At 72.8% G+C, this 23,128-nt stretch carries 22 protein-coding genes; 14 read left to right on the plus strand and 8 right to left on the minus strand.

Annotated elements, in window-relative coordinates:
* Window positions 1-67: 67 nt before the first annotated feature.
* Window positions 68-919, minus strand: a complete 852-nt coding sequence (locus tag ACQPXG_RS20445) for a PaaX family transcriptional regulator (RefSeq protein ID WP_433469286.1) — start codon at window positions 917-919, stop codon at window positions 68-70.
* 138 nt (window positions 920-1,057) lie between these two features.
* Here ACQPXG_RS20445 and ACQPXG_RS20450 point away from each other — a divergent pair, with 138 nt between their 5' ends.
* The 9 genes from ACQPXG_RS20450 to ACQPXG_RS20490 all read left to right on the plus strand — a co-directional run bounded on the left by ACQPXG_RS20450 (window position 1,058) and on the right by ACQPXG_RS20490 (window position 9,440).
* On the plus strand, window positions 1,058-2,251 hold the full coding sequence (locus ACQPXG_RS20450) for an ABC transporter substrate-binding protein (protein ID WP_433469287.1): 1,194 nt from the start codon (window positions 1,058-1,060) through the stop codon (window positions 2,249-2,251).
* On the plus strand, window positions 2,248-3,027 hold the full coding sequence (locus ACQPXG_RS20455) for an ABC transporter ATP-binding protein (protein ID WP_433469288.1): 780 nt from the start codon (window positions 2,248-2,250) through the stop codon (window positions 3,025-3,027). Before ACQPXG_RS20450 ends, ACQPXG_RS20455 begins: the two co-directional genes overlap by 4 nt.
* Window positions 3,024-3,812, plus strand: coding sequence for an ABC transporter ATP-binding protein (locus ACQPXG_RS20460; protein ID WP_433469289.1), 789 nt, complete (start codon window positions 3,024-3,026; stop codon window positions 3,810-3,812). Before ACQPXG_RS20455 ends, ACQPXG_RS20460 begins: the two co-directional genes overlap by 4 nt.
* The gene (locus ACQPXG_RS20465; protein WP_433469290.1) at window positions 3,809-4,672 is read left to right on the plus strand and encodes a branched-chain amino acid ABC transporter permease; all 864 of its coding nucleotides are present in this window, start codon (window positions 3,809-3,811) and stop codon (window positions 4,670-4,672) included. Before ACQPXG_RS20460 ends, ACQPXG_RS20465 begins: the two co-directional genes overlap by 4 nt.
* Window positions 4,669-5,712, plus strand: coding sequence for a branched-chain amino acid ABC transporter permease (locus tag ACQPXG_RS20470; RefSeq protein ID WP_433469291.1), 1,044 nt, complete (start codon window positions 4,669-4,671; stop codon window positions 5,710-5,712). The genes ACQPXG_RS20465 and ACQPXG_RS20470 overlap by 4 nt, the downstream gene beginning before the upstream one ends.
* A gap of 83 nt (window positions 5,713-5,795) precedes the next feature.
* Complete coding sequence (locus tag ACQPXG_RS20475; RefSeq protein WP_433469292.1) at window positions 5,796-7,298, plus strand: acyl-CoA synthetase; 1,503 nt, start codon at window positions 5,796-5,798, stop codon at window positions 7,296-7,298.
* A complete protein-coding gene (locus tag ACQPXG_RS20480; RefSeq protein ID WP_433469293.1) occupies window positions 7,295-8,089 on the plus strand; it encodes an IclR family transcriptional regulator in 795 nt (264 codons plus the stop codon). Before ACQPXG_RS20475 ends, ACQPXG_RS20480 begins: the two co-directional genes overlap by 4 nt.
* A gap of 110 nt (window positions 8,090-8,199) precedes the next feature.
* Entirely contained in the window at window positions 8,200-9,219 is a 1,020-nt protein-coding gene (locus tag ACQPXG_RS20485; protein ID WP_433469294.1) for a Rieske 2Fe-2S domain-containing protein, read from the plus strand.
* 74 nt (window positions 9,220-9,293) lie between these two features.
* On the plus strand, window positions 9,294-9,440 hold the full coding sequence (locus ACQPXG_RS20490; RefSeq protein ID WP_433469295.1) for a hypothetical protein: 147 nt from the start codon (window positions 9,294-9,296) through the stop codon (window positions 9,438-9,440).
* A gap of 5 nt (window positions 9,441-9,445) precedes the next feature.
* Here ACQPXG_RS20490 and ACQPXG_RS20495 read toward each other — a convergent pair whose 3' ends face one another.
* The 3 genes from ACQPXG_RS20495 to ACQPXG_RS20505 are packed head-to-tail and all read right to left on the minus strand — an operon-like array spanning window position 9,446 to window position 12,658.
* A complete protein-coding gene (locus ACQPXG_RS20495) occupies window positions 9,446-11,089 on the minus strand; it encodes an ABC transporter permease (RefSeq protein ID WP_433469296.1) in 1,644 nt (547 codons plus the stop codon).
* A complete protein-coding gene (locus tag ACQPXG_RS20500; protein ID WP_433469297.1) occupies window positions 11,086-11,988 on the minus strand; it encodes an ABC transporter ATP-binding protein in 903 nt (300 codons plus the stop codon). Before ACQPXG_RS20500 ends, ACQPXG_RS20495 begins: the two co-directional genes overlap by 4 nt.
* Window positions 11,981-12,658, minus strand: coding sequence for a TetR/AcrR family transcriptional regulator (locus tag ACQPXG_RS20505; protein WP_433469298.1), 678 nt, complete (start codon window positions 12,656-12,658; stop codon window positions 11,981-11,983). Before ACQPXG_RS20505 ends, ACQPXG_RS20500 begins: the two co-directional genes overlap by 8 nt.
* A gap of 214 nt (window positions 12,659-12,872) precedes the next feature.
* Between ACQPXG_RS20505 and ACQPXG_RS20510 the strand changes: the two genes are divergently transcribed.
* From ACQPXG_RS20510 to ACQPXG_RS20520, 3 genes are read left to right on the plus strand one after another with little or no spacing between them, the layout of a single operon-like run.
* Entirely contained in the window at window positions 12,873-13,832 is a 960-nt protein-coding gene (locus tag ACQPXG_RS20510) for a FecCD family ABC transporter permease (RefSeq protein ID WP_433469299.1), read from the plus strand.
* Entirely contained in the window at window positions 13,829-14,845 is a 1,017-nt protein-coding gene (locus ACQPXG_RS20515) for a FecCD family ABC transporter permease (protein WP_433469300.1), read from the plus strand. Before ACQPXG_RS20510 ends, ACQPXG_RS20515 begins: the two co-directional genes overlap by 4 nt.
* 52 nt (window positions 14,846-14,897) lie before the next feature.
* Window positions 14,898-18,272, plus strand: coding sequence for an amino acid adenylation domain-containing protein (locus tag ACQPXG_RS20520; protein ID WP_433469301.1), 3,375 nt, complete (start codon window positions 14,898-14,900; stop codon window positions 18,270-18,272).
* A 4-nt stretch (window positions 18,273-18,276) separates the two neighbouring features.
* On the opposite strand, the gene entS is transcribed toward ACQPXG_RS20520, so the two are convergent.
* On the minus strand, window positions 18,277-19,524 hold the full coding sequence (gene entS / locus ACQPXG_RS20525) for an enterobactin transporter EntS (protein WP_433469302.1): 1,248 nt from the start codon (window positions 19,522-19,524) through the stop codon (window positions 18,277-18,279).
* Between the two features lie 78 nt (window positions 19,525-19,602).
* Here entS and panD point away from each other — a divergent pair, with 78 nt between their 5' ends.
* Both panD and ACQPXG_RS20535 read left to right on the plus strand, forming a co-directional pair.
* Window positions 19,603-20,004: an aspartate 1-decarboxylase gene (gene panD, locus ACQPXG_RS20530; RefSeq protein WP_433470017.1), complete on the plus strand. Its 402-nt coding sequence runs from the start codon at window positions 19,603-19,605 to the stop codon at window positions 20,002-20,004.
* 8 nt (window positions 20,005-20,012) lie between these two features.
* Complete coding sequence (locus ACQPXG_RS20535; protein WP_433469303.1) at window positions 20,013-21,587, plus strand: (2,3-dihydroxybenzoyl)adenylate synthase; 1,575 nt, start codon at window positions 20,013-20,015, stop codon at window positions 21,585-21,587.
* Between the two features lie 25 nt (window positions 21,588-21,612).
* Here the strand turns inward: ACQPXG_RS20535 and ACQPXG_RS20540 are convergent, their stop codons facing one another.
* From ACQPXG_RS20540 to ACQPXG_RS20550, 3 genes are read right to left on the minus strand one after another with little or no spacing between them, the layout of a single operon-like run.
* Window positions 21,613-22,227, minus strand: a complete 615-nt coding sequence (locus ACQPXG_RS20540) for a GTP-binding protein (protein ID WP_433469304.1) — start codon at window positions 22,225-22,227, stop codon at window positions 21,613-21,615.
* Window positions 22,202-22,627: a DUF742 domain-containing protein gene (locus ACQPXG_RS20545; RefSeq protein ID WP_433469305.1), complete on the minus strand. Its 426-nt coding sequence runs from the start codon at window positions 22,625-22,627 to the stop codon at window positions 22,202-22,204. The genes ACQPXG_RS20540 and ACQPXG_RS20545 overlap by 26 nt, the downstream gene beginning before the upstream one ends.
* Before the next feature lie 46 nt (window positions 22,628-22,673).
* On the minus strand, window positions 22,674-23,126 hold the full coding sequence (locus tag ACQPXG_RS20550; protein WP_433469306.1) for a roadblock/LC7 domain-containing protein: 453 nt from the start codon (window positions 23,124-23,126) through the stop codon (window positions 22,674-22,676).
* Between the last annotated feature and the right edge of the window lie 2 nt (window positions 23,127-23,128).

Consider the following 23,128-nt stretch of genomic DNA (forward strand, 5'->3'; position numbering starts at 1 on the left):
GCGCCCTGGCGCTGGGCGGGTCCGCAGTGGGGGAGGACCACCGCACCTCCGGAAGGGCGGGTGGCGGTCAGCTCACCTGGACGTACTCGATGGCCGCGTCCGCCAGCGACCGCGCGGTCGCCTCGTACCGGTCGCGCAACTCCAGCAGAACGTGCTGCCCGCGGACCGCCGGCCAGCCCTCCGGCAGGTGCTCGACGGGCAGCCGCGGGTCGGCCCGGACCAGCTGCAGCCACTCGGTGGTCATCCACAGGTAGCGGGCGAGGTCGTCGGGTGCGTGGGGGAGCGGGTCGGCGCGGTCCCAGCGGTCGAGGAACGCCCGGTAGCCGCCCGCGAGGCCGTCGAGGTCGAACGCCTCGCGGAGCATGTGCGGGACGTCGGTCGGCTCCTCGGCCGGGCCGGCGAACACCTTCAGGTGCCCGTTCAGGCCGAGGCCGGACACGATCGGCCGGACGTCCACCCGGGACGGCGCGATCCATGTGCCGTTGCCGAGCGACCCGAACCCGGCCCAGGTGAGGCGGGCCCGCAGGTCGTGCCGGACCCGCTGCCACGACTCGGGCATGGAGAACGCCAGCACGGTCCAGTTGCCGTCCCAGTCGGTGTTGAGGACGCCGCGCCGCCAGACGCGCTCCTCACCGTCGTGCAGGATCTCCTCGGAGCGCGGGGTGAGGCCGAAGTGCATGCGCCGGCCCTCGCGGTGCCGTTCCAGCAGGCCCCTGCCGACCATGCGCGTCAGGGTCGAGCGGACGGCGTGCTCGCCGACGCCGAGCCCGGCGAAGGTGTCGATGAAGCTGCCGGAGAAGACGGCGATGCCGCGTCCGAGCACGTAGTTGCCGAGGTAGGTCAGCATCAGCGACTGCGGCCGCAGCCTCGGGGACTGCCCGCCCGCGGGCATCGGCCCGGCCTCGATCCGTGCACTCACCGTTCGGCTCCCGTCATCCCGCCAGCGTAACGACGGCGCGGTGCGCCCGGACCGCCGTCCCGATGATGTTGGGCAGATCATTGACTGCCGTGAAGAATACGCCTAACTTCGGGGCACGCCCACCCCGGGAGGTCCCCAGTGCGCACACTCGTCCCCCTTCTGGCCGCCTCGGTGCTGGCCACCACCGGGCTCACCGCCGCGTGCGGCGACTCCGGCGGATCGGGCGGCTCCGCCCTCAAGATCGGCTTCATCGAGTCGCTGACCGGCAACTACGCGCCGCTCGGCGGCGAGGCGAAGAAGACCGTGGAGCTGGCCGTCGACCAGATCAACACCGCCGGCGGCATCGGCGGCCGCAAGATCAAGCTCATCACCCTCGACGACAAGACCGCCCCTGACCAGGGGGTGCTGCACTTCAACAAGCTCAAGTCGGAGAAGGTCACCGCGATCATCGGGTCGACGTTCTCCAACGTCGGTCTTGCGGTCGAGCCGCTCGCCGAACGAGAGCGGATCCCCTACATCTCGCTGGCCCCGGCCGACGAGCAGGTCGACCCGATCCGCAAGTACACCTTCGTCGTCCCGGCGGTCTCGTCCACCTATGCGCAGGCGATGCTCGGCTACTTCAAGGCGCACGACATCACCAAGATCGCCGTCGCCTACGACACCAAGAGCGCCTACGCCAAGGCCGGCTACGGGGGCATGCAGAAGTACGCCGGCCAGTACGGGGTGCAGATCGTCAAGGCGGAGACCTACGAGACGACGGCGTCGGACTTCAGCCCGCTGTTCACGCACGTCCGCGACTCCGGCGCGCAGGCGCTCGTCGCCTGGGCGAGCGGCGCCCCCGGCGTGACGCTCGCCAAGCAGTACCCGTCGTCCGGGCTGAAGCTGCCGCTCTACATGACCGCCTCGCAGGCCAGCAAGCTGTGGCTCGACCCGGTCGGGAAGGCCGCCGAAGGCGTGTACGTGCAGTCCGCCATAGGCGTCGTCGGCGACTACCTGCCGGACGGGAAGCTCAAGCAGGCCGTCCAGGAGATGTCCGGGCCGTTCGAGCAGAAGTACGGATACCAGCCGCCGCAGTTCGCCATGGACGGCTACTCGGGCGTCAAGCTGCTCGCCGCCGCGATCGAGAAGGGCGGCACCGACCGGGAGAAGATCCGGGACGCGCTGGAGGGCCTCACCCTCGTCACCCCCTGCGGCAAGTACACCTACTCGAAGGCCGACCACTCCGGCCTCCGGCCCAGCGACATCTCCATGAACCAGGTCAAGGACGGCAAGCTCGTCCCCACCGACTGGTCGGTCAAGCAGCTCGCAGAGACCGCGAAGGCCGCCGGATGACGACGCTGCTGGAGATCGGCTCCGTCGGGCGCGCGTTCGGCGGCGTGTACGCCGTCCGCGACGTCGCCATGACGGTGACCGAGGGCGAGACCCGCGCCGTGATCGGCCCGAACGGCGCGGGCAAGTCCACCCTGTTCAACCTGATCAGCGGCCACCTCGTGCCGGACCACGGGACGCTGCGGTACGGGATGGGCGACGGGCCGCGGCGGATCGACCGGCTGCCGCCGCACGCGCGGGCCCGGCTCGGCATCGCGATCGTCTTCCAGGGCGCCCGGCTCTTCCACGGGATGACCGCGCTGGAGAACGTCATGGTCGGCGCGCACGCCCGCACCCGGCACGGCTTCCTGGCCGCGACGCTGCGGCTCCCGTCCCACCGCCGCGAGGAGGCCGGGATCAGGGCGGACGCGCTGGCCGCGCTCGACCGGGTCGGCCTGCGCGACTGGGCGCACCGCTCGGCGGACGTCCTGCCGCTCGGCCAGCAGCGGTCGCTGCAGGTGGCGCGGGCTCTGTGCGCGCGCCCCCGGCTCCTGCTGCTGGACGAGCCGGCGTCCGGGCTGCGCACCGGCGAGCGGGAGGCCCTCGCGCAACTGGTCGAGGGCCTGCGCGCCGAAGGTCTGACGATCATGCTCGTCGAGCACGACGTGGCGTTCGTCGCCCGCCTCGCCGACCGGGTCAGCGTCCTGGACCTCGGCCGCCTCATCGCCGAGGGCACCCCGGACGAGATCCGCGAAGACCCCGCCGTCATCGCCGCGTATCTCGGGGAGGAGGCCGCATGACGGAACGCAGCGAGCGCAGCGAGCGGAGTGAGGGCATGCGGCAGCCCTTGCCGGGGGGTGTGGGGGGTCGCCCCCCACAGGCGGACGGCATGACCTCCCTGATCGAGGTGGACGGGCTCGTCGTCCGGTACGGGACGGCGACCGCGCTCGACCATGTCGGGCTGACCGTCCGGGCCGGGGAGCTGGTGGCGCTCATCGGCCCGAACGGGGCGGGCAAGACCTCGCTCGTCAACGCGATCGCCGGCGTGCTGCGCCCGGCGGCGGGACGGGTGGACGTGCGCGGAAGGGTGTCGCTCGTTCCCGAGGGGCGCCAGATGTTCGACGACCTGACCGTCGAGGACAACCTCGCCCTCGGCGCCTGGCGCCGCCGCCGCGCGAAGGGGGCGCGCGACACCGGGCGCGTGTACGAGGTGCTGCCGCAGCTCGCCGACCTGCGAAGGCGGCGGGCCGGGTCGTTGTCGGGCGGGCAGCAGCAGATGGTCGCGTTCGGCCGCGCGCTGATGGCCGAGCCCGACGTCGTCGTCGTGGACGAGTTGTCGCTCGGCCTCGCGCCGCTCGTCACCGCCGACCTCGCCGAACACCTGCGGGCCCTGAACGCCGAGCGCGGCCTCGCCGTCCTGCTGATCGAGCAGAACGCCCGGCTGGCGCTCGACCTGTGCGGGCGCGGCTACGTGCTGGAGGCGGGCCGCATCCGGGCCGAGGGCACCGCCGCCGAGCTCGCGGCGGGCCCCGACGTGGCGGACGCCTACCTGGGCGGACGCACCGACACGGAGGCGGGGACATGAGCGCCTTCCTGCAGTACCTCATCTCGGGGATCGCCGCGGGCTGCGGCTTCGCGCTGCTGGCCAGCGGCCTCGTCACGATCCACCGGGTGACCCGCGTGGTGAACTTCGCGCAGGGCATGTTCGCCGTCGTCGGCGGGATGACGGCGGGCTCGATGCTGTCGGCCGGGCTGCCGCACGGCGCGGCGGAGGCCGCCGCCGTGATCGTGGCGGGCGCGGCCGGCCTCGCGACCGGGATCGTCGCGACCGGGCGGCGCGGCACGTCCCCGCAGTCGGCGCTCATCGTCACACTCGGGCTCGGCTTCCTGGCGTACGCGGCGGAGATCATGATCTGGGGCGACAACCCGCGCTCGTTCGCGGGGCTCGGCGGCGCCGTGACACTGTTCGGCGCGCACGTGCAGAAGCAGTCGTTCCTCGTCATCGCCGTCACCGCGGCCGTGTTCGCGCTGCTCGCGGTGTTCTTCGGACGCACCTACGCGGGCAAGGCGCTCAGCGCGTGCGCGTCCAACCCCTACGCGGCGCGGGCCATGGGCATCGACCCGCTGAGGATGGGCCTGGTCGCGTTCGCGCTCGGCGGGATGCTCGGCGGCCTCGCCGGGGTGCTCCTCACCCCGCTGCAGCCCATCTCCTACAACAGCGACGTCCTGCTCATCACCAACGGGTTCGCGGCGGCCGTGCTCGGCGGCCTGAACCGCCCGGCCGTCGCCCTCGCCGGCGCGCTGACGCTCGGTGTCGCCGAGGCGATGGTCGCGGGCTACGGCGAGGCGTCCTACCAGACCGTCGTCGCGCTGGCGCTGATGCTGGCGATCATGATGGTGCGGGCCTCGCGGAGGACCGCGCTGCAGGAGGAGGCCGCCCGATGAGCGTGTCCGTCCGCAAGAACCGGCCGGTGACCGGGGCCGCCGGACCGGCGTCCCGGCGCCGGCCCGCCTTCGGGACGGTGGCCGCCGCGGCCGTCGCCGTCGTGGCGCTGCTCGTCCCGCTGCTGCTGCCCGAGACCCAGGTGTCGGTATACGTGCTCCTCCTGCTGGCGGCGATCGTGGCCGTCGGCCTTTCCATGCTGATGGGATACGCCGGGCAGGTCTCGCTCGGCCAGGCGTCCTTCACCATGATCGGCGGCTACACGGCGGCACTGACCGCGACGCACGACCTGCCGACCTGGCTCGGGCTGCTGCTCGCCCCGGTCGTAGCGGCGGCGTGCGCCGCGCTCGTCGGCGTCCCGCTGCTGCGGCTGCGCGGCCACCAGCTCGCGTTCGGCACCCTCGCCATCCAGCTCATCCTGCTGAGCCTCGTCGGACGGCAGGAGTGGACGGGCGGCGACATCGGGCTGCAGGGCGTCCCGCGCCTGCGGGTCGCCGGGTACGAGTTCGCGAGCGAGGTCTCCTACGCCTACCTGGCCCTCGGCGCCCTCGGGCTGGTCGTGCTGATCACCCGCCACATCGTGACGTCCCGTCCAGGACGCGGGCTGCGGGCGCTCGCCACCAGCGAGGTCGCCGCCGCGTCCTCCGGTGTGCCGGTCGCCCTCTACAAGCAGGCGGTGTTCAGCCTGTCGGCAGGGTTCGCCGGGCTGGCGGGCGGCGTCTACGCCTTCTACATCGGGTACGTCGCGCCGGGCTCGTTCCCCGTCCTGCTCTCGTTCGAGTACGTCGTGATGGTCGTCGTCGGGGGAGCCGGGACGATCTGGGGCGCGCTCGCCGGGGCCACCGCGATCACCCTTCTCCTCCAGATGCTCAACGACATCGGCACGCGGGAGGGGATGCCGGCGTCCGCGCCGACCGTCCTGTCGTACGCCGTCTACGGGCTGCTCCTCGTCCTGGTCGTGCTGTTCCTGCCGAGGGGGCTCGTGCCGTCCGCCGCCGCCTGGTGGGAGAGACGCTCCTCCCCGGACCGGGCGAAGGGATGACAGGGATGGGGATGACAAGGGATGACGAGTGCACCCGCCCGGCGGTATTGCTGAACTGACCGTCCGAGGAGAGGACAGCCCGAATGCGCAACGAAGGACTCGGATCGTGGCCGGTGCGCCGCGCCCGCAAGACCCCGCAGGCGGCCGCCCTGGTCCACGAGGGGCGGATGCTCACCTACGCGGACCTGCCGGCCCGCGTAGCGCGCCTCGCCCACGCGCTTCGCGGTCTCGGCGTCCGGCACGGTGACCGGGTCGCCTACCTCGGCCCGAACCATCCGTCCTTCCTGGAGACGCTGTTCGCGACCGGCATGCTCGGCGGGATCTTCGTCCCGCTCAACACGCGGCTCGCCGGCCCGGAGATCGCCTACCAGCTGGACGACTCGGGCACGTCGGTGCTCGTCCACGGGCCCTCGCACGCCGGGCTGGTGGACGGGATCCGCGGCGGTACCCCCGTCCGCGCGCACATCGCCCTCGACGGCGACTACGAAGAGCTGCTCGCCGGGGCGGACGACGACCCGCTCGACCTCCCGGTGACACTCGACGAGCCCTGCATGATCATGTACACGTCCGGGACGACCGGGCGGCCCAAGGGCGCGGTCCTCACGCACGGCAACATCACCTGGAACGCGATCAACGTGCTGATCGACCACGACCTGGTCGCGGGGGAGGTGGCGCTCGTGTCGGCGCCGCTGTTCCACACCGCGGGGCTCAACATGCTCACGCTGCCGGTGCTGCTCAAGGGCGGGACGTGCGTGCTGGTCGCCGCGTTCGACCCGGCGGCCACGCTGCGGCTGATCGAGGAGCGGCGGATCACGTTCATGTTCGGCGTGCCGACGATGTTCCAGCGGGTCGCGCGGGAACCCGGCTGGGCGGACGCCGACCTGTCCTCCCTCCGCATCCTGACCTGCGGCGGCGCCCCGGTGCCCCCGTCGCTCATCGAGACCTACCAGAAGCGGGGGCTGACGTTCCTGCAGGGATACGGGATGACCGAGGCCGCGCCCGGCACGCTCTTCCTCGACGCGGAGCACGCGGTGTCCAAGGCGGGTTCGGCCGGGGTGCCGCACTTCTTCAGCGACGTCCGCGTCGTCGGCCCCGACCTGACGGACGTCCCGCCCGGCGAGACCGGCGAGGTCGTCGTCGAGGGGCCGCATGTCATGCGCGGTTACTGGGGGCGGCCCGACGAGACCGCGGCCGTGTTCAGCGAGGGCTGGTTCCGCAGCGGCGACGCGGCCCGCCTCGACGAGGACGGCTACGCCTTCATCGTCGACCGCATCAAGGACGTCATCATCTCCGGGGGTGAGAACGTGTACCCGGCCGAGGTCGAGAACGCGATCCTCGACGATCCCGACGTCCTGGAGTGCGCGGTCATCGGCGTCCGGGACGACGCCTGGGGCGAGGTCGGCCGCGCCGTCGTCGTCCCGCGTCCGGGCGCGGACGTGAGCCCGGACAAGGTGCTCGCCGGCCTGTCCGGCCGGCTCGCCCGCTACAAGATCCCCAAGTCGGCCGTGCTGGCGGAGGAGATCCCCCGTAACGCCGCCGGTAAGATCCTCAAGGCGCGGCTGCGGGAGGAGTACGGCGGTCCATGACGACGCGCGACGCGGGACGCCCGACGGTCACCAGCCGCGTCCTGGACATCCTGGAGGCGTTCTCCGCCGAGCGCACCGCGCTGAACATCACGCAGATCAGCCGCCGCGCGGGCCTGCCGCTGTCCACCGCGCACCGGCTGGTCGGCGAGCTGACCTGCTGGGGCGCGCTCGAACGCGACGCCGACGGGCTCTACCGGGTCGGCCTGCGGCTCTGGGAGGTCGCCGCGCTCGCGCCCCGCGGGCCCGCGCTGCGCGAGGCGGCGATGCCGTTCCTGGAGGACCTGTACGAGGCGACGCACGAGAACGTCCACCTCGCCGTCCTGGACGGGCTGGAGGTCGTCTACATCGAGCGGATCTCCGCCCGCGACGCCGTCCACGTGTTCTCCCGCGTGGGCGGCCGCTGGCCCGCCCACGCGACCGGCGTCGGCCTCGCGATGCTCGCGCACGCCGACACCGCCGTGCAGGAGCGCGCCATCGCCGGGCCGCTGCGCCGCTTCACCGGCAAGACGATCTCCTCCGGCGCCGAACTGCGCCGTGTCCTCGCCGAGGTGCGCCGCACCGGGGTGGCGATCAGCGACGGGCAGGTGGAGACGTTCGCCCTGTCGGTCGGCGCCCCCGTGTACGGGCCGGACGACACCGTCGTCGCCGCCGTCGCCATCGTCGTCCCCGCCGACGGCTGGGAGGCGCGGGCGCTCGTCCCGGTCGTCCGCGCCAGCGCCCGCGGCATCTCCCGGGCCCTCGGCGCGCCGCGCGCCCTGCGTTCCCCGGAGACCGCGATGCACGGACGCTGACGGGCGTTCTTCCGTTGGACGGAAGCGGTGTGGCCTGGCTCACCGTCCCGCCGGGAGGGTCGTCGTGACCCCGTCGTCCCCGCTCATCGTCGACCAGGAGGAGCGCCGTCATGGTCTTCGCACGCAACCAGTGGTACGTGGCCGCCTACAGCCAGGAGGTCGGCGACGATCTGCTCGCCCGCACCATTTGCGGGGAGCCCCTCGTCATGTACCGAACGCGGGCGGGCGAGCCCGTCGCGCTCACGGACCGCTGCGTGCACCGCCGCTTCCCCCTCTCCGAGAGCAGCCGCGACGGCGACCGGATCGTCTGCGGCTACCACGGCTTCACCTACGCGCCCGACGGCGTGTGCGTCGCGGTGCCGGGCCAGACCCGCGTTCCCCGCACCGCCCGCGTCCCGGCCTTCCAGGTCGTCGAGCAGGACTCGTTCGTCTGGGTGTGGATCGGGGACGGCGAGGGCGACGCGTCCGCGATCCCGCGCGCGACGTGGTTCGACTCGCCGGAGTACACGACCGTCCGCGGGATGGAGCCGCTCGCCGCCCGGTACGAGCTGCTCGTCGACAACCTCCTCGACCTGTCCCACGAGACGTACCTGCACGCCGGCTACATCGGGACGCCCGAGGTGGCGCAGACCCCGATCAACACGGAGGTCGACGAGGAGGCCGGCATCGTCTTCGTGAGCCGGCGCATGAAGGACGTGGAATGCCCGCCCTTCTACTCCGAGTCCACCGGCATCGAGGGCCGCATCGACCGCTGGCAGGACATCGAGTACCATCCGCCGTGCCTCTACCTCCTGCACAGCCGCATCGCGCCCACCGGCGTGGAGCCCGGCCCGGACGGCGACGACTCGAAGGCGTTCCACGTCGAGGTCGGCTACGCCATCACCCCCGAGACCGAGACCAGCACGCACGACTTCTGGCTCGTCGCCCGCGACTTCGCCCTGGACGACGAGAAGGTCTCGGCGTTCATGGCCGGCAACAACCGCACGGTCGTCCTCCAGGACGTCAAGGCGCTGAACGTCCTGGAGAAGGTCATCGCGTCCGAGCCGGAGGGGTACCAGGAGCTCTCCATCAACATCGACACCGGAGGCCTGGCCGCCCGCCGCATCCTGCGGCGGCAGGCGGCCCGATGACCGCAGCGAAGCGAGGATCGTCGGGCCGCCGGGCCCGGGGGTCTGGGGGTCGCCCCCCAGAAAGGCAGGGCCCGATGAGCTCGGGCCGCCTGCGCGTGGAGTGGTCGCCCGGCTCGGACCGTCTCACCGGCATCTGCCACTGCGGTGCCCAGCACACCGCGGAGGACCCGATCGAGATCTGGGCCTGGCTCCTCGCCCACCCCGACCACCCGGCCGGCTGACGGGATCAGGTGACGTCGCGGCGGCGGAAGGCGATCAGGCCGGCCGCCGTCACGGCGGCCGCCACCGCGGTGAGCGCGACGAGCGGGAGCGGGTCGGCGTCACCGCCGGGGAGCTTCGGCGTGTGGGTGAACGGGGAGACGTCCATGACGGCCTGCGGGAGCTTCAGCAGGGGCCCGACCTGGCCGAGGAGCAGGCAGACGGCCAGGACCCCCCAGCCGGCGGACGCCGCGCGGGGGAGCGCGCCGAACAGCAGCACGGTGACGGCTGCGATCACCCAGACCGAGGGGAGCTGGACGAGTGCGGCGCCGAGCTCGCGCGGGAGCTGGCCGGTCAGGTCATGGGAGCGGGCCCCGTGCACGAGGCCGACGCCGAGGCCGGTCAGGGTCAGCAGGACCACCGTGCCCGCGACGGTGACGGCCAGGTTGGCGACGGCCCAGCGGGTGCGGCCCACGGCGGTCGCGAGGACGGGTTCGAGGCGCCCGCTGCTCTCCTCGGCCCGCAGCCGCAGGACGCTCTGCACCGCGTAGGTGGCGGTGAAGAGGGCCATGAGGCCCATGGCGGTGGCGAGGAAGGCGTCCGCGATGTCCTGCTGGCCGCCGCCCATCTTGCGGATGTCGTCCAGGACGGCGTCGCTGCCGTTCACCAGGTCGTCGACTCCGTCCACGACGCCGCCGAGAGCCATCCCGTACAGCAGGAACCCCGCCGACCAGGCGATGAGCGTGCCGCGCTGGAGCCGCCATGAGAGGGCGAGCGGACCGCGCAGGGACGGCGGTGCGTTGACGGGGCCGAGGGACGGGGCCAGGATCCCGGCGCCGAGGTCACGGCGTTCCGTCAGCGCGTAGGCGGCGGCGGCCAGCAGCACGAAGGCGGCGAAGGGGAGCAGGAGGACCGCCCACTGCTCGTCCGCGCAGGGCCGGACGCGCTGGGCCCAGCCGATCGGCGACAGCCAGGACAGCCAGTGCGCCGACGAGCCGGCGTCGGCCACGGCGCGCAGCATGAACGCCGCCGCGAGGATGCCCAGGGCCAGGCCGTTGGCGAGGCGGGAGCTCTCCGCGAGCTGGGCCGTGAGCGCGGCGACGCCCGCGAACACCAGCCCCGCGCTGAACCAGGAGAGGCCGAACGCGATCGATCCGGCCACCGGAAGGCCGAAGACGATCATGACGAGCGCGGCGACGGCCCCCAGCGTGCCGGCGGCCGTCACGGCGGTCAGCAGCGCGGCGGTCAGCGGCGCGCGGCGCCCGACGGACGCGGCCCCCACGAGTTCCAGCCGGCCGGTCTCCTCCTCGGCGCGCGTGTGCCGGACGACGAGAAGGACGCACATGACGGCGACCATCGCGGTGCCGGTCGCGCCGAGGCGCCACGCGCTGACCCCGCCGACGCTCTGGTAGTTCAGGACGGGCCCGTACAGCGCCCGCATGGACGGGTTGTCGTTGATCCCGCGGGCGAAGCTCTGCAGGGCGGACGCCGTGTCGTACTCGTGCTTGAAGCTGTAGACGGTGCTGGAGACCAGCGCGGTCAGCCCGTAGATCCAGGCGGGCATCATGACGCGGTCGCGGCGCAGCCAGATCTTCAGCAGCATGCCGGTGCCGGTCAGCCCGCCGTCCCGCCCCGACGCGAGCGCGGGGGCGTTCACGGTCGTGGTGGTCATGACACCGGCTCCTTGGCGAGGTCGTCCTCGTAGTGGCGCAGGAACAGCTCTTCGAGCGTGGGCGGACGGCTCGTCAGAGTCCGGATGCCGATCTGGGTGAGCTGCCTGAGCGCGGCGTCCAGTTCGGTGGTCTCGACCTCGAACGTGATGGTGTTGCCGTCGATGCGGACGTCGTGCGCCCCCGGCAGCGGGACGCCGTCCGGCGGCGCGGCGAGCTCGGCATTGATGGACGTGCGGGTCAGGTGGCGCAGATCCGCGAGCGTGCCGGTCTCGACCGTCCGGCCCTTGCGGATGATGGTGACGCGGTCGCAGAGCGCCTCGACCTCGCTGAGGATGTGGCTCGACAGCAGCACGGTGCGCCCGCCGCGCTTCTCCTCCTGCACGCACTCCTGGAAGATCTCTTCCATGAGCGGGTCGAGACCGGACGTGGGCTCGTCCAGGATGAGCAGTTCCGCGTCGGACGCGAACGCCGCGACGAGGGCGACCTTCTGCCGGTTCCCCTTGGAGTAGGCGCGGCCCTTCTTCTTCGGGTCGAGTTCGAAACGGTCCAGCAGCTCGGCCCGGCGGTCCTGGTCGAGCCCGCCGCGCAGGCGCCCGAGCAGGTCGATGACCTCGCCGCCGGACAGGTTCGGCCACAGGGTGACGTCGCCCGGCACGTAGGCGATGCGGCGGTGCAGGGCGGTGGCGTCCCGCCAGGGGTCCCCGCCGAGCAGGCTCGCGGTGCCGGAGTCGGCGCGCATCAGCCCCAGCAGGACGCGGATCGTCGTGGACTTCCCGGCGCCGTTCGGGCCGAGGAACCCGTGCACCTCGCCCGGCGCGACCCGCAGGTCGAGGCCGTCGAGCGCGCGCGTCCGGCCGAACGTCTTGACCAGGCCGTCGGCCTGGACCACATCAGTCATTCTCATCTCCCTTGGAAAGGGTCTTCTCGTATTCGTCCATCGCCGCGTGCACGTCCGCGACGACCTCCTCGCTCAGCAGCCGGTCACCGAAGACCTCCAGGACCGCGCGACGCAGCCGCAGCGAGCCCTCGGGGGTGAAGGTGTCGGCGTCCAGCACGCGGGACAGGTGCTCGTGCAGCACCTCCATCCCCACGGTCATCGCGACCAGCGCGGCCGCGTAGGCGTGCGGGTCGCGGGTGGTGGGCGGATTGAAGCCGGGCGGCAGGTCCGTGAAGTACTGCTCGGTGGTGACCACCAGGTCGTCGAACATCCGCGCCGCGGCCATGGATCCGTCGACGAGCGCCCGGGCCAGATAGCGGCGCAGCGGCAGGTCGGCCCGCACCGTCGCCGCCAGGAACCCCGGGTCGTGCATGCCGCCGGCGGCGCTCGCGGAGCTGAGCTCGCGGATCCTGTCGAGCGCGTAGGCGTCGCACGCCTCGCGCAGCGACTCCTTCGAGCCGAAGTGGTGCTGGACGAGCCCCACCGAGACCCCGGCGGCCTCGGCGATCGCGCGGAACGTCGCGCCCCTCATGCCGTGCTCGGCGAACTGCTCCATCGCCGCGTCCCGGATCCGGGCGCGTGCCGTCAGATCCTCTTGTGCCGGGCCTTTGCCCCGGCCGGCTGCCGTCATCGGCTCACTCCAATACAGGCGTTCAACTTCCAATATGTATGTATACCATACGTCTGTATTGTTGGCGCGCATGGGCGGGTGAGGTGGCCTTGAGGGGGGAGTTAGCTTAGGCTAGCCTTATCTGGTGCTGTCCCCCGCGCGAAGGCGCCCGCCGAAGGTTTCGGAGCGGCCAGGGCGATCGCGCGGCGCCCGCGTCCGGTGGCCGGTCCTTCTCGTGGCCCTGCTCCTGCTGACGGTCGTGGCGAGCCTCGCCATCGGCGCCGAGCACGTCCCGTTCAGGGCCGTGCTGCCCGGTGTGTTCTCCCCGGACGGCGGGTCGCGCGACGACCTGATCGTCCATGAGCTGCGGCTGCCGCGCACCCTCCTCGGCGTCGCCGCCGGAATGGCGCTCGGGCTGGCCGGGGCCGTGATGCAGGCCCTCACCCGCAACCCGCTCGCCGAGCCGGGGCTGCTCGGCGTGAACGGCGGCGCGGCGCTCGCGGTCGTCCTCGTCATCGGCGCGTTCCGGGTGGACGAGGTGCTGGTCTACGTCTGGGCGGCGTTCGCCGGCGCGGCGGGGGCGGCAGCGCTCGTCTACCTGATCGGTGCGCGCGGGCGCGGCGGCGCCTCCCCGGCGCGGCTGGTGCTCGCGGGGGCCGCGGTCAACGCCGCCTTCAGCGCGATGACGGCCGGCGTCATGCTGTTCACTCCGCACAACTTCAGCGGCTTCCGGTTCTGGCAGGTCGGCTCGCTCGGCGGGCGGGACATGGCGGTCTTCCTCCGCGTCCTGCCTTTCGTCGCGGCGGGAACGGTACTGGCGCTGCTGCTCGCCCGTCCGCTGAACGCGCTCGGCCTGGGCGACGACGCCGGCCGGGCCCTCGGCTCGAATCCCGGGCGGACGCGGGCGCTCGGCGCGCTCGCGGTGGTCCTGCTGTGCGGGTCCGCGACGGCCGCGGCCGGGCCGATCACGTTCCTCGGGCTGGCCGTGCCCTTCATCGTCCGGGCGGTGGTGGGCCCGGACCAGCGGATCGTCCTGCCCTGCTCGCTGCTGCTCGCGCCGGTGCTGCTGCTCGGCGCGGACATCCTCGGGCGCGTCATCGCGCCCGGCGAACTGGAGACCGGCATCGTCACCGCTTTCCTCGGGGCGCCGCTGTTCGCGGTGATGGTCCGGCGGGGGAGGACGCGCGAGCTGTGAGAGTCATCCGTGCGGCCGGGGTGTCGCTGCGATGGGAACCGCGGGCGGCGGCGGTGTGCGGGGTGCTGGCGGCGGTCGCGGCCGGCGCCGCCGTGCTCGTCGTCGGCTCGGGGGAGTTCCCCATCTCGCCGCCGGACGTGGTGCGCGTCCTCATCGGCCAGGGCGACCGGGCCACCGAGTTCATCGTCACGACGCTCCGGCTGCCGCGCGCGGTCACCGGGCTGCTCGCGGGCCTCGCGCTCGGGCTCAGCGGCGCGATCTTCCAGAGCATCTCCCGCAACCCGCTCGGCAGCCCCGACCTGATCGGCTTCACCACCGGCTCGGCGACCGGCGCGCTGCTGCAGATCCTCGTGTTCGGAGGCGGTGCGGTCGCCATCACGGTCAGCTCGGTGGCGGGCGCGGTGCTGACCGCGCTGGCCGTCTACCTGGTCGCCTACCGGCGGGGCGGCGGTGTGCACGGCGTCCGGCTCGTGCTGATCGGCGTCGCGGCCGCGGCGATGCTGGAGGCGCTCAACTCCTATCTGATCACCCGCGCGGAGCTGCGCGAGGCGTACGAGGCCGCGTTCTGGCTGACCGGCAGCCTGAACGGGCGGGACTGGGACCAGGCCGTGCCCCTCGCCCTCGCCCTGGCCGTGCTCGTTCCGGCAGCGCTGATCCTGGCCCGTCCGCTCGGGATGGGGGAGCTGGGGGACGACACCGCACGGGCGCTCGGCGTGCCCGTCCAGCGGACCCGGGCGCTGCTGACGCTCGCGGGGGTCGGGCTCGTCGCGGCGGCGACCGCGGCGGCAGGGCCCGTTCCGTTCGTCGCGCTGGCCGCCCCGCAGCTCGCGCGGCGGCTGACCCGGCGTCCGGGCGCGCAGCTGCTGCCCGCCGCGCTGACCGGCGCCGCGCTGCTGGCCGGCGGCGACCTGCTCTCGCTGCACCTCCCGGTCGCGGTACCGGTCGGTGTCGTCACCGGTGTCCTGGGCGGTGTGTACCTGGCCTGGCTGCTGTCCACGACGGGACGGCGTTGACGATCCGGAGCGACTTAATTAGGTTAGCCTTACCTAATTTGAGAGGAGTTCCGTGCTGACCTGGGATGAGCTCCACACCGCGCTGGCCGAGGTGCTGGGTGAGCGTGCGGAGGCGGACGACAACCTCATCGAGCTCGGGATGGACTCCATCCGGCTCATGCAGCTGACCGGCGGGCTCCGCCGCCGCGGCATCGAGATCCGCTTCGCGGAGCTGGCCGAACGCCCCACCCTCGCGCAGTGGTGGGAGCTGCTCGCCGAGAAGGGCCAGGTCGAAGTCTCGGCGGGGCCCGCACCCGAAGCCGAACCGGACGGCACCGACCTGGACGCCACCGAACCGGACGACCCGTTCCCGCTGGCGCTGATGCAGCATGCCTACTGGATCGGCCGGGACTCCGGACAGTCGCTCGGCTCGGTCGCCGCGCACCTCTATGTCGAGCTGGACGGCCGTGCGATCGATCCGGCCCGCTTCGAGGACGCCGTGCGCGCGCTGGTGCGGCGCCACCCGATGCTCCGCGCCGCCGTGTCGGACGACGGGACGCAGCGGATCCTGCCGGAACGTCCCGGGCCCGCCGTGACCGTCCACTACCTGCGATCGTCGGACGATGCGGACGGCGAGCTGGAGAGGATCCGGGACGAGATGTCGGAGCAGCGGCTCCCGATCGAGGACGGCCGCGTCTTCGACGCCCGGCTCAGCCTGCTGCCCGCCGGGAGGACCCGCCTTCACCTCGACGTCGACATGGTCGCCGCCGACGCGATGAGCTACCGGGTGATGCTGGCCGACCTGGCCGCCCTGTACGAGGGCGAGACCCTCGCGCCGATCCGCTACGGATACGCCCGCTACCTGGCCGACGACCCGCGTGCCGCGGCCCGGGATCAGGACCGGCGCTGGTGGGCCGGCCGGCTGGCCGACCTCCCGGGCCCGCCCGAGCTGCCGGTCGTGCCGGAGCCGGGGAACCGTGTCGAGCGCCAGCACCACTGGCTGTCGCCGGGCGACAAGGACCGCTTCGTCGCCCGCGCCCACGCCGAGGGCGTGACCCCGGCCATGGCCCTGGCGGCGGTGTTCGCCGAGGTCATCGGGGCCTGGTCGGCGACGCCGCGCTTCCTGCTGAACCTGCCGCTGTTCCACCGCGAACCCGTCCACCCGGATGTGGACTCGGTGGTCGGCGACTTCACCGGGTCGATCATGCTTGAGGCCGATCTGACGGAGGGGCTTTCGTTCGTCGACCGCGCCCGCGCTCTGCAGGCGAACCTGCACACGGCCGGCGCGCACAGCGACTACTCCGGGCTGGAGGTGCTGCGCGACCTGTCGAGGCTGCGGGGCGAGCAGGTGCTGGCGCCGATCGTCTACACGAGCGCGCTGAACCTGGGCGAGCTGTTCGGCGACCGCGTCCGCGAGTCGTTCGGCGAACCGGAGTGGATCATCTCGCAGGGGCCGCAGGTCCTGCTCGACGCGCAGGTGACCGAGGTGTCCGGCGGGCTGCTGCTGAACTGGGACGTGCGCCGCCCCGCGTTCCCGGACGGCGTCGCGGAGGCGATGTTCGGCGCCTACACGTCCGCGATCACCCGTCTCGGTGCGCCCGGCACCGACTGGGGCGTGCCGCTCGGCATCGGCGCGACGCCGTCGCAGCTGGGCGTCCGGCACCGGCTGAACGCCAGCGCGGCCCCGCCGCCGCGCACCCTGACCGAGGGCTTCTTCGACCATGCCCGGCGGCGTCCGGACGCCCCGGCCCTGCACTGGGGCGACGACGGCACCCTGACGTACGGGGAACTGGCCGACCGTGCCCTGCGGATCGCGTCCGGACTGGTGGCCGAGGGCGTGCGGCCTGGCGACCGCGTCTCGGTCGAGCTTCCCAAAGGCCCGGATCAGGCCGTCGCGGTCCTGGGGGTGCTGGCGGCGGGCGCCGCCTACGTCCCGATCGGAGTGGAGCAGCCGGAGGCCCGGCGGGAGAGGATCCGCGCGAGCGCCGGCGTCGCGGCGTCCCTGGCCGGCCCGCCCGGTGCGGGGGAGCCGCTGGCGGAACCGGTCGCGGTTCGTCCCGGCCAGGTGGCGTACGTGCTGTTCACGTCCGGGTCGACAGGTGAGCCCAAGGGTGTCGAGGTGTCGCACCGCGCGGCGATGAACACCATCGGCGACCTGGTCGAACGATTCCGGATCGGGGAAGACGACGTCACCTTCGGGGTGTCGGCGCTGGACTTCGACCTGTCGGTGTTCGATCTGTTCGCGGCCTGGCACGCCGGAGGCACTGTCGTTCTGCCGAGTGAGGACGAGCGCCGCGACGCCGCGCGGTGGAACGAGCTGGTGCGGCGCTGGTCGGTGACCGTCCTGAACTGCGTCCCGTCGGTGCTGGAGATGCTGCTTCACGCCGGCCGGGCGGAAAGCCTGCGGCTGGTGCTGCTCGGCGGCGACTGGGTGGGCACCCACCTGCCCGCGCTTCTGCAGGAGCGTGCGCCAGGCTCCCGGTTCGTGGCGCTGGGCGGGACCACGGAGACCGCGATCCATTCCACGGTGCAGGAGGTCGCCGGCGAGGTGCCGTCCGACTGGCACGCCGTCCCGTACGGGGTGCCGCTGCGCGGCGTCGCGTGCCGGGTCGTGGACGAGCTGGGCCGCGACCGTCCCGACTGGGTGACGGGCGAACTGTGGATCGGCGGCGCAGGCGTCGCGGACGGCTACGCCGGGGACCCCGACCGCACCGCCGACCGGTTCGTCCTGCACGAGGGCGTCCGCTGGTATCGGACGGGCGACCTCGCCCGTTACCGCCCGGACGGGATGCTGGAGTTCCTCGGACGCCGCGACCACCAGGTGAAGGTGCGCGGGTTCCGGATCGAGCTGGGCGAAGTCGAGGCCGCACTCCAGGATCATCCCGGTGTGGACCGGGCGGTCGCCCTCCTCGCGAACGGACGGCTGGCCGCCGCCGTCGTGGCGTCCGCCCGCCTGGACCGGGACGCGGTGCTCGCCCGCGTCCGGGACCTCGTGCCGCCGCACATGGTCCCGGAACTGCTCGTCCGGGTGGACGAGCTGCCGCTCACCGCGAACGGCAAGGTCGACCGCAAGGCGCTGACCGGACTGGCCGCCGCCGAGGCCGGTGAGGCGGCCACGGCCTACGTCGAACCGGAGACGCCACTGGAGAAGGTGCTGGCCCGGATCGTCGCCGAGGTGCTGGGGAGGGAACGCGTCGGCGCGGACGCCGACTTCTTCGCCCTCGGCGGCGACTCCGTCCTCGCCACGACCGTGATCGCGCGGCTGCGCGAGGCCCTCGACACGACCGCGCTGCCGGTCCGGGTGCTGTTCGCCGAGCGGACCGTCGCGCGGATCGGCCGCCGCTTCACCGAGCTGGAGGAGACGCCGGGACGCCTGGCGGCCGTCGCCGGCATCTGGCTGGAGGTCGAGGCCATGACCGAGGACGAGCTCACCGCCCGTCTCGGGTAGCCGATCAGCCGGGCTCCGGTTCCGGGCGCAGCGTCGCGGTCCGGAGCCCGGTGAGGGTGAGTGCCAGGGCGAGCGCGAGGACGGCGCTGACCGTCCCGTACACGACGATGGCGGCACCGGGTGCGAGGAAACGGCCGAGGGCTCCGGCGCCCAGCGAGCCGACGGCCCCGCCGCCGGTCTCCTGGGCCGCCCAGAGCGCGTTGACGCGGCCGAGATGTGAGTCGGGCGTGTGGGACTGGATCAGCCCGTACCGCATGATCTCCTCGATCGACTGCACGAACCCGTACACGAACAGGATGGCCACGGCGAGCGCGGGATGGCGGGCGAGGCCCAGGCAGGCGAGGGCGGCGAAACCGGTCACGGACGCGGTGAGCAGCGCCAGGCCCGGTGCGCGGGACGATCCGGCCCAGCCGCTGGTCACGGACGCGAGCACCGCGCCGCACGCCGGCGCCGCGAAGAGCAGCCCGACCGTGGTGGCGCCGCCGTCCAGGCTCCGGCTCGTGAACGCCGGCATCAGCACGGGGATGCCGCCCGCGACCATGAACAGCAGGCCGAGGAGCATCAGTGAGCCGACGACGCGATGCGAGGCGACGAAGCGGAATCCGTCCCCGATGGCCTTCAGCGGGTTCGGGTGCGCTTCGTCCCCTGAGGCGGGCTTGAGGGGCGGCAGGCCGGTCAGCAGCCCGATCGTGCCGAGGGTTCCCGCCGCCGCGGCCGCGTAGTTCCAGCCGACCCCGAAGGCGGACACGACGACGCCGCCGAGCGCGGGGGAGGCCATGGACCCGAGCCGCACGGTCAGCGCGTTGAGCGCTCCCGCCGCGACGAGCTTGTCCGGCGCGACCAGCGACGGCGTGGCGGCCAGCAGGGCGGTGATGCTGATGCCGGTCATGAGACCGTCCCATGCCGCGAGCGCGTACAGGACGGCGAGTGAGGGTGTGGCCAGGAAGGTGTTCAGCGCCAGGAGGGCGAAACCGGCCCCGGCGGCCGTCCGCGCCCGCAGCATGAGCCGCCGCCGGTCGTGCCGATCGGCCAGCACACCGCCCCAGAGGAACCCGGCGAGCAGCGCGAATCCCTCCGCGGCGGAGACCCCGCCCACGTGCACGGTCGACCCGGTCATCTCGTAGACCTGCACCGGAAGGGCGACGGCGAGCATCCCGATGCCGACGACGGAGACGGTGCGGGCGATGAAGACGTTGCGGAACGGCCTGCTGTCGCGCAGCGGGCCGATGTCCATGACCAGACGCCGGAGCATCGTCGGGGTTCTCCTCTGCCGGGGGAGTAGCTAAGGTAAGCCTAGCCTTAGTTGGTCTTGAGAGAAGAGGGCGAACCGGTGCAGCGGACGCTGATGAACGGAAAGATCCACCGTGCGACCGTCACCCAGGCGGACCTGCACTATGTGGGCTCGCTGACGATCGACGCCGACCTCATGGCGGCGGCCGACATCGTGGAGGGCGAACAGGTCCACGTCGTCGACATCACGAACGGGTCCCGGCTCGTCACCTACGCGATCACCGGCGAGGCGGGCAGCGGCGTCATCGGCATCAACGGCGCGGCGGCCCGCCAGGTCCAGCCCGGCGACCTGGTGATCATCATCACGTACGCGTCCGTGGACGACCCGTCGCGGCACGAGCCCCACGTCGTCCACGTGGACACCGCGAACCGCATCGTCGCGCTCGGCTCCGACCCGTCCGAGCCGGTTCCCGGCGCCCCGGCCCAGCTCGCCGGGCGGTGACCCGGCGGATGAGCATGGAGGGCTTCACCCCCTGGCCCGCCGACCTCGAAGCGCGCTACGAGTCCGAGGGCTACTGGAGCGACCGGCTCCTGGGCGACGTCCTGCGAGGCGACCCGGAGCACCTCGCCCTGGTCGCCGGCGACGACCGTCTCACCTACGCCGACCTGAACGACCGTGCCACCCGCATGGCCGCCGGCTTCTTCCGCCTCGGCCTCCGCCGCGGCGACCGGGTCGTCGTCCAGCTCCCGAACACCACAGGATTCGTGGTGGCCTTCCTCGCCCTCGTCCGGATCGGCGCCGCGCCGGTACTGGCGCTGCCCGCGCACCGCGAGAGCGAGATCCGGTACCTGTGCGAGCTGTCCGAAGCCCGCGCCTACATCTGTGCCGACCGCGACGGCGACTTCGACTACCGCGCGATGGCCCGCACTCTTCCCGTCGGCCACGTGATCGTGGACGGCGAAGCCGCGGAGTTCACCGCCCTCGCCTCCGTGGACGCCGACCCGATTGACGTGCCCGGCCCCGATCCGTCCGACGTGGGCGTCTTCCTCCTCTCCGGAGGCACCACGGGGCTGCCGAAGCTGATCCCCCGGACGCATCGCGACTACGTCTACAACCTGGAGGCCAGCGCCGAGGTCTGCGGCTTCGACCGCGGCACGGTCTACCTGGTCGTCCTCCCGGCCGCCCACAACTTCGCGCTCGCCTGCCCCGGCATCCTCGGCGTCTTCGCCACCGGCGGCACGGCGGTCCTGTCGCCTTCAGGCTCACCGGACGAGGCGTTCCCCCTCATGGAACGCGAACGCGTGACGGTCTGCGCGGTCGTCCCCCCGATCGCGCTCCTCTGGCTGGACGCCGTCACCTGGTCGGACGAGGACATCTCGTCCCTCCGGCTCCTCCAGGTGGGCGGCGCCAAGTTCGCCGCCGAACGCGCCGCCGAGGTGCCGGGCGTCCTCGGCTGCGCCGTCCAGCAGGTCTTCGGCATGGCGGAGGGCCTCCTCAACTACACCCGCCTGGACGACCCCCGGGACCTCGTGGAGCGGACGCAAGGACGCCCCCTTTCCCCGGCCGACGAGATCCGCGTCGTCGACGAGGACGGCAAGAAGGTCGCCCCGGGCGAAGTGGGAGAACTCCTGACCCGCGGCCCGTACACCCTCCGCGGCTACTATCGCGCTCCCGACCACAACACCCGGTCCTTCACCCCGGACGGCTACTACCGCACCGGCGACCTGGTCCGGCAGCTCCCGTCCGGTCACCTGGTGGTCGAAGGCCGCGAGAAGGACCAGATCAACCGGGGCGGCGACAAGATCTCCGCCGAGGAGCTCGAAAACCACCTGCTGGCCCACCCGGCCGTCCACGACGCCGCAGTGGTCGGCCTCCCCGACCCCGTCATGGGCGAACGGACCTGCGCCTTCCTGATCACCAGAGCGGGCGAGAAGACGCCCGGCCTCCGCGAGATCAAGGACTTCCTCCGCACCCGCGGCGTCGCCGCCTACAAGTACCCCGACCGCCTGGAAACGGCCGACACCTTCCCCCGCACCCCCGTAGGCAAGATCAGCAAGAAGACCCTGGCCGCCCGCCTTCGCTGACGTCCACGGCAGGCCGGTGCGGGAGTCAGGTCGCCGGGGTCGTCTCGGCGCGGGAGAGGGCCAGTTCGAGGACGGCCAGCAGGGCGTCGCGGACCGAGCCCGTCCGCCGCGCGTCGAAGACGATCAGCGGCACGTGCTCGGTGATGTCCAGCGCCCACCGCACCTCGTCCAGGCTGTGCTGGACCTTGCCGTCGAACGCGTTGATCGCGACCACGAACGGGATGTCCTTGTGCTCGAAGTAGTCCACCGCCGCGTAGCAGTCGTCCAGGCGGCGGGTGTCCACGATCACCAGGCCGCCGAGGGCGCCCTCGACCAGGTCGTTCCACATGAACCCGAACCGCTCCTGGCCCGGCGTGCCGAACAGGTACAGCTTCAGCGTCGGGTCGATCGTGATGCAGCCGAAGTCCATGGCGACCGTGGTGGTGGTTTTGCCCGGGGTGTGGCTCAGATCGTCCACGCCCGCCGCGACCTCGGTGATCGAGGCCTCCGTGGTGAGCGGCCGTATCTCGGAGATCGAGCCCACGGCCGTGGTCTTGCCGACCCCGAAGCCGCCGGCGATGACCAGCTTGACCGGGAGCGGCGGCCGTTCGGCCGCCGCGCTGGAGTGTTCCCTGTCAGTCGGGGACGGCACGGAGACCATCGATGATCCTTCGCAGTACGGAGACGTCATGGGTTGCCCTGGCGTTCGGCACGTGGATTTCCAGGTACCCGGCCGCGCACAGGTCCTCCGCCAGGACGCGGACCACGTTGAGGTGCAGGCGCAGCCGGGCGGCGAGTTCCGCCACCGACTGCGGCCACCGGCAGGCGTCGATGATGTCGTGGTGCTCGAAGGTGAGCGAGCCGAGGACGGAGAGCCCGGTCGTGGTGGACACGACCTGGGTCTCCAGCGGAATCGACGGCGCGGCGCCGCCTCCCGACACGCGCCCGGTGGTCAGCAGGAACGGCCTGATCGCGGGGGCACGGCCGGCCGGCTCCGGCGAGACCCGGCCGTCCTCTGCCGCTTCGTGTGGTGGTGGTTCCGGTCCGCCGACGGCCGTCATGATCCCTCCTCCGTGCCCGAATCCGTGACCCTGGCCGCGGGGCGGGTCAGCCGGCCGGCGCCGCGCCGGCGCCGTTCTTCAGCTCCAGCACCAGCTGGGGGGTGAGCGCGGCCCCGGCGCGGTTGGCGAAGAGGGTCATCTCGTAGGCGATGTTGCCCAGCTTCGCCTCCTTCGAGGCCACCACGCCGAGCACGGCGCCGTTGCCGATGGCCGAGGCCAGCAGATGGCCGCCCTCCAGGTCGATGATGACCTTGTTGAGGCCGCCCAGGCCGTAGTTGCCGGAGGCGCCCGCGGCCAGGCTGGTGATGCCGGACACGATCGCGGCGAGCCGCTCGGAATCGGCCTGGGCGCGCAGCTGGGAGACCGCGATCAGCAGGCCGTCGGAGGACACCGCGATGGCGTCGACGACTCCGGCGGTCTCGGTGGCGAACTGGTTGAGCAGCCAGGTGAAGTCGGTCGCGGCGGCTCGCAGGTCGGCGGGTTCCGCCCGCTCGGGCATGC

Origin of the sequence: Spirillospora sp. CA-128828 (assembly GCF_050945415.1) — a bacterium.
In the GTDB taxonomy this organism is placed as follows: domain Bacteria; phylum Actinomycetota; class Actinomycetes; order Streptosporangiales; family Streptosporangiaceae; genus Spirillospora.

Bases quoted from the DNA above. Each gene is read 5' to 3' on its own strand.
- ACQPXG_RS20455 (WP_433469288.1), top strand. From the start codon at position 2,248: ATGACGACGCTGCTGGAGATCGGCTCCGTCGGGCGCGCGTTCGGCGGC.
- ACQPXG_RS20460 (WP_433469289.1), top strand. From the start codon at position 3,024: ATGACGGAACGCAGCGAGCGCAGCGAGCGGAGTGAGGGCATGCGGCAG.
- ACQPXG_RS20465 (WP_433469290.1), top strand. From the start codon at position 3,809: ATGAGCGCCTTCCTGCAGTACCTCATCTCGGGGATCGCCGCGGGCTGC.
- ACQPXG_RS20470 (WP_433469291.1), top strand. From the start codon at position 4,669: ATGAGCGTGTCCGTCCGCAAGAACCGGCCGGTGACCGGGGCCGCCGGA.
- ACQPXG_RS20475 (WP_433469292.1), top strand. From the start codon at position 5,796: ATGCGCAACGAAGGACTCGGATCGTGGCCGGTGCGCCGCGCCCGCAAG.
- ACQPXG_RS20480 (WP_433469293.1), top strand. From the start codon at position 7,295: ATGACGACGCGCGACGCGGGACGCCCGACGGTCACCAGCCGCGTCCTG.
- ACQPXG_RS20485 (WP_433469294.1), top strand. From the start codon at position 8,200: ATGGTCTTCGCACGCAACCAGTGGTACGTGGCCGCCTACAGCCAGGAG.
- ACQPXG_RS20490 (WP_433469295.1), top strand. From the start codon at position 9,294: ATGAGCTCGGGCCGCCTGCGCGTGGAGTGGTCGCCCGGCTCGGACCGT.
- ACQPXG_RS20495 (WP_433469296.1), bottom strand. From the start codon at position 11,089: ATGACCACCACGACCGTGAACGCCCCCGCGCTCGCGTCGGGGCGGGAC.
- ACQPXG_RS20500 (WP_433469297.1), bottom strand. From the start codon at position 11,988: ATGACTGATGTGGTCCAGGCCGACGGCCTGGTCAAGACGTTCGGCCGG.
- ACQPXG_RS20505 (WP_433469298.1), bottom strand. From the start codon at position 12,658: ATGACGGCAGCCGGCCGGGGCAAAGGCCCGGCACAAGAGGATCTGACG.
- entS (WP_433469302.1), bottom strand. From the start codon at position 19,524: ATGCTCCGGCGTCTGGTCATGGACATCGGCCCGCTGCGCGACAGCAGG.
- ACQPXG_RS20535 (WP_433469303.1), top strand. From the start codon at position 20,013: ATGAGCATGGAGGGCTTCACCCCCTGGCCCGCCGACCTCGAAGCGCGC.
- ACQPXG_RS20540 (WP_433469304.1), bottom strand. From the start codon at position 22,227: ATGGTCTCCGTGCCGTCCCCGACTGACAGGGAACACTCCAGCGCGGCG.
- ACQPXG_RS20545 (WP_433469305.1), bottom strand. From the start codon at position 22,627: ATGACGGCCGTCGGCGGACCGGAACCACCACCACACGAAGCGGCAGAG.
- ACQPXG_RS20550 (WP_433469306.1), bottom strand. From the start codon at position 23,126: ATGCCCGAGCGGGCGGAACCCGCCGACCTGCGAGCCGCCGCGACCGAC.